4 protein-coding genes and 1 tRNA gene are annotated in these 4,251 nt (G+C 55.6%); 4 read left to right on the plus strand and 1 reads right to left on the minus strand.

Annotation, left to right across the window (positions count from 1 at the left end; genetic code table 11):
- Window positions 1-129 precede the first annotated feature (129 nt).
- Both H0V78_04325 and H0V78_04330 read left to right on the plus strand, forming a co-directional pair.
- A complete protein-coding gene (locus H0V78_04325; protein MBA2351029.1) occupies window positions 130-468 on the plus strand; it encodes a hypothetical protein in 339 nt (112 codons plus the stop codon).
- 656 nt (window positions 469-1,124) lie between these two features.
- Complete coding sequence (locus H0V78_04330; protein ID MBA2351030.1) at window positions 1,125-1,907, plus strand: methyltransferase domain-containing protein; 783 nt, start codon at window positions 1,125-1,127, stop codon at window positions 1,905-1,907.
- A gap of 298 nt (window positions 1,908-2,205) precedes the next feature.
- On the opposite strand, the gene H0V78_04335 is transcribed toward H0V78_04330, so the two are convergent.
- Window positions 2,206-2,281, minus strand: a tRNA-Arg gene (locus H0V78_04335).
- A 191-nt stretch (window positions 2,282-2,472) separates the two neighbouring features.
- Between H0V78_04335 and H0V78_04340 the strand changes: the two genes are divergently transcribed.
- Together H0V78_04340 and H0V78_04345 are read left to right on the plus strand one after the other, a co-directional pair.
- Window positions 2,473-3,405: a class I SAM-dependent methyltransferase gene (locus tag H0V78_04340; GenBank protein ID MBA2351031.1), complete on the plus strand. Its 933-nt coding sequence runs from the start codon at window positions 2,473-2,475 to the stop codon at window positions 3,403-3,405.
- A 10-nt stretch (window positions 3,406-3,415) separates the two neighbouring features.
- Window positions 3,416-3,952, plus strand: coding sequence for a peroxiredoxin (locus H0V78_04345; GenBank protein ID MBA2351032.1), 537 nt, complete (start codon window positions 3,416-3,418; stop codon window positions 3,950-3,952).
- The last annotated feature ends 299 nt before the right edge of the window (window positions 3,953-4,251 follow it).

Genomic DNA, 4,251 nt, shown 5'->3' on the forward strand with positions numbered 1-4,251 from the left:
GCATATGGTACATACAGGCATGGCTAACTTATGCTTATGAAACAATGGCATAGGGCCATGTAATACTTGGGGCCGGTAGTTTCAGAACCGTTCGCGAAGTCGGATTTTAACGAAAGTAAGGATCAGACAATGAACCTGGCACATTTCAAACCCGCACAGAACACACCTTCTCAACTGCGCGCAGAAGCACGAGTGCTTTGGCAGAGCATCGTCGCCGAGTACCAGATAAGCGACAGCGGCGGACTTTTGATACTGGCGACCGCGCTTGAAAGTTTCGACAGGATGCGGCACGCGCAAGTAATCATTGCCGAGCATGGCGTTGTTCTCGTTGGCGATGACGGCAAGCTGAAGGCGAACCCGGCGTGCGCGCTCGAACGCGACAGCCGCGCCGCGATGTTGGCAGCGCTAAAAATGATGAATCTTGACCTTGAGCCGCTTAAAAAGCTAGGCCGGCCGGGAGGGTCTTGATTATGCCAACCACACGCCGACGTGTGCAGCGCAAAACATCTTTGGCGGCGTCAGACTTGAGCCCACCCGAGCGCGCATTTTTGACCGGCGATCACACGGGAATCGAAGGATGGGACTCGCTTCATTTGAGCGAACTGATCGAGAACCGGCCGCACAGCGGACTTGTGAAATATCGGAGCCCGCAGGTGCTTTTGGACTTGCACCCGGAATACAAGAACGAGCCGCGATTCAAGAGGTATCTAAAAATGACAGAGGCCCGGCGGACTGCTGGCTTAGAACCTTCGGCAGATTTGCCTAAGGTGAGCCAAGAGCAAGCCGCGAAAATGGTTAGAGACGCTAAGGCAGGGCGAAAAAAAGGTCCGTGATTAAACTCAGTGCTTCGGACTTGGCACGGATGCGGCAATACCGCTTTCCAATTGAGCAATGTGCTCTTTCAGTCCGACTATCAAGTGTTCAGCTTGCAACTGTGACAACGCATAAATACGCGATTGCGGAGCGTGCTCCGGGTCTTGCCTCCCGCCGCCGATTCGAACCAATGGACCGCGTGACCGCTTTCATAACGGCACCTCTCTCACTCCCGCTTCTAAGGAGTAACACCGGTTACTGCATTTGCCTGCCCTGCCCTGCGGATCAAATTTTCTTTCTGGAATACTCAAATGAACCTTTCGCCACTATCCTGGGACACCGACCATATTCAACTCAATCAGGCGATAAGGGCGGGTAGCTATGGCATCCCCGATGCCGCCAAGGCCAGCCGCTATCCGATACGCCTCATGCGCTACTGGTACATGTTCCACCTCTTGCTGGAGGAGCAACAGCGTTTGGGGCGACCATTGCGGGTATGCGAGATCGGGGTCGATAGCGGGCAAATGTTGGCGTATCTGCGCTCGTCGCTCAAGGTAATGAAGCGAGACCAGGTGATCTATGATCGTTGGTACGCCGTCGATGTCCGCGTTCAGGAAGCGGCGCTGCGGGCCGCTGGGTACACAGAGTTCATCACCGCCAATGTCGAAAACGATCAATTCACGATCCCCGACGGGTTCGACGTGGTCATTGCGCTGCATGTGCTTGAACATCTTTCACAACCCGAATTGGCCATAAGGCGTATTGCGATGTCACTACGATCGGGAGCTCTCGTCATAGGCGGCCATCCGGTGACCCCCGAGTTTTTTCGCCGGCGGCGGGAGAAAAGATTGCGAGCCCGGGCGAAGCCGACTCCCGGCCATTTTCCGCATGTGAGCGTGTTTTCCCCGACGCGTGTTGTGCAGATGGCCGAGCGCAGCGGGTGCAAGGTCGATTTCATGTCGGGCGCATTTTGCTTTCGTAGCGGCGGCTTCTTTGCGGAGAATTATCCCGCGTGGTTCCGGTTCAATGCGTGGTTTGGCGCGATGTTTCCGAGTTGGCCGGGCGAGTTGTACTGGGCGATCCGGCATGCCTAATAAAGTCGTGGGACAAAGGCCTATGCCTAAAATGGGGTAATCATGATTGCTATACGAATCGGATACCCATCTTCGGATGAAGTCATGGGGGCCGCATTGCTTCAGAATTTTTTAGGGTGCCTTTAATGCTGCCTGGCATCGTTCCGGTTTTCCACTCGGTTTCGTTGGGTAGGAGTTGCCGCTGATTGACCCTGCTGTTAGGGCCTGCGGTAAGCCGCTTAAGCCTAAATATTTAAGTCCACCACAAGTCCACGATTCACACAGTTTTATCAATAGCCAAGCTAAGTCATTGTTTATTTGGCGCCCCGAACACGAATCGAACGTGTGACCTACCCCTTAGGAGGGGGTTGCTCTATCCACTGAGCTACCGGGGCTGTATGGCTCTCCGCGTGGGCGCCGGAGGTGCAGGGATTTTATCGTAAAATGGCGGACGCCTTTGTACGAATGCCGCACCACGAACGGCCTGATTGAGGAACTACCCGCACGATGCGCGTTTGCGCTGGTCTATTGATTCTTCGCGCACTGATCTTGTCCTTCGTCTGCTCTGAATCCGGAAAGGAAAATCATGAATCCGAAAGCTTGCGTGTATCGCGCGAAAGCGTTGTGGCCGATGGTTGCACTGTTCGCAATCTTTTCATCGCTTTTTTCATGGAATGCCGGCGCTGACGAAAGCGCGGATGCCGCGCTCGACAAGGCGATCGCGGGCGCGCACCGCTCGGAACAAAACAAGACGCGCGACCGCTTCCGCCATCCGAAGGAGACACTGCGGTTTTTCGGCCTCAAGCCCGGCATGACGGTCGTCGAAGTGTGGCCCGGCGGCGGCTGGTACACGGAGATCCTCGCGCCGGTGCTGCGCGATCAGGGCAAATTTTACGCTGCCGGATTTGCGTTGCGCGCCAAGGGCGTGCCCGATTACCGGAAGACGATAGACGCCGATTACCGCGCCTTGTTGAAACGGCATCCGCTCATTTACGACAAAGTCATATTCAGCGACCTGCAGGCGCCGGAGTTCGCCGACATCGCGCCGCCTGGCTCGGTCGATCTGATCCTGACATTCCGCAACGTGCACAATTGGGTCAAGGAAGAAAACGCGCAGGCGATGTTCAATGCGTTCTACGATGCCCTGAAACCCGGCGGCATCCTCGGCGTCGTCGAGCACCGCGCCGAACCCGGAACCGATCTGAACGATTCGATCCGCTCGGGCTATATGACAGAGGGCTACGTGATCCAGGTAGTGGAAAGCGCGGGCTTCAAGCTGCAGGATAAAGCCGAGATCAACGCCAACCCGAAAGATACGAAAGATCACCCGAAAGGCGTGTGGACCTTGCCGCCGAGTTTGCGCATGGGCGATACCGACCGCCAAAAATATCTGGCCATCGGCGAGAGCGACCGCATGACGATCCGGTTCATCAAACCGAAATTCGGCCAGCGGCCAGAGCGCGAAAAAGCGCGGGAAAAACCGCAATACGAACCGCGTGGCAACGCCACATCATTTTGAGAGCCGAATCATGAAATGGATTTTGTTGTATGCGACGCTGCTCGGGATCGTATTTCTGGTGTGGCGTGGTCTTGCGCACGCCGGCGTCATACCGGAGGTTGGGCAACCGGCGCCCCAATTCATGCTGCCCGATCAGCACGGCAAAACGCGCAGCCTGGAAGAATTCGCCGGCAAATGGCTGGTGCTGTATTTCTATCCCAAAGACGACACGCCAGGCTGCACCGAACAAGCGTGCAAATTTCGCGATGACCTGCAACAACTGACCGCGATGGGCGCCGAAGTCGTCGGCGTCAGCGTCGATACCAGCGCCTCGCACGCTGAATTCGCGAAAAAATATTCGCTGCCGTTTCCGTTGCTCGCCGATGAGAACGGCGAAGTCGCCAGGCGTTATGGTTCGGTCACTAATCTGTATGTGGCCAAGTTCGCCAAGCGCAACACCTTCCTGATCGATCCGCAGGGACGTATCGCCAGGGTTTATCTGAAGGCCGATACGTCGCGCAATTCGGCGCAGGTCATCGACGATCTGAAACAGTTGGCGGCGAAATGATGGACGAGAGGCGCAGTTTCTGCGACAGGAGTAAAAAAAGATTCTAGTGTCCTGAATCTAAAACTCGTTACAAAAAAATCGTCATGCCCGCCCCCGATTTAAGCATTCGAGGGCAGGCTCCAGCGGGCATCCAGTTTTCGCCCAACGAATCACCAGCAGTCGCTATCGACGGGCTGGATTCCCTGAATTCACGAAACAAGTGCAACACCCGTATAAGGTGTTGCCATGGGAACCCGATATGAACAACTTACCTTAGCCGAGCGCATTGAACTCTACCGTCTGTATAAACAAGGTGAACC

The organism is Burkholderiales bacterium, from assembly GCA_013695435.1.
In the GTDB taxonomy this organism is placed as follows: Bacteria; Pseudomonadota; Gammaproteobacteria; order Burkholderiales; family JACMKV01; genus JACMKV01.

What these genes read in the sequence shown, in the direction of transcription:
- H0V78_04330 (MBA2351030.1), top strand. Translation starts at nt 1,125, where the DNA reads ATGAACCTTTCGCCACTATCCTGGGACACCGACCATATTCAACTCAAT.
- H0V78_04345 (MBA2351032.1), top strand. Translation starts at nt 3,416, where the DNA reads ATGAAATGGATTTTGTTGTATGCGACGCTGCTCGGGATCGTATTTCTG.
- H0V78_04325 (MBA2351029.1), top strand. Translation starts at nt 130, where the DNA reads ATGAACCTGGCACATTTCAAACCCGCACAGAACACACCTTCTCAACTG.
- H0V78_04340 (MBA2351031.1), top strand. Translation starts at nt 2,473, where the DNA reads ATGAATCCGAAAGCTTGCGTGTATCGCGCGAAAGCGTTGTGGCCGATG.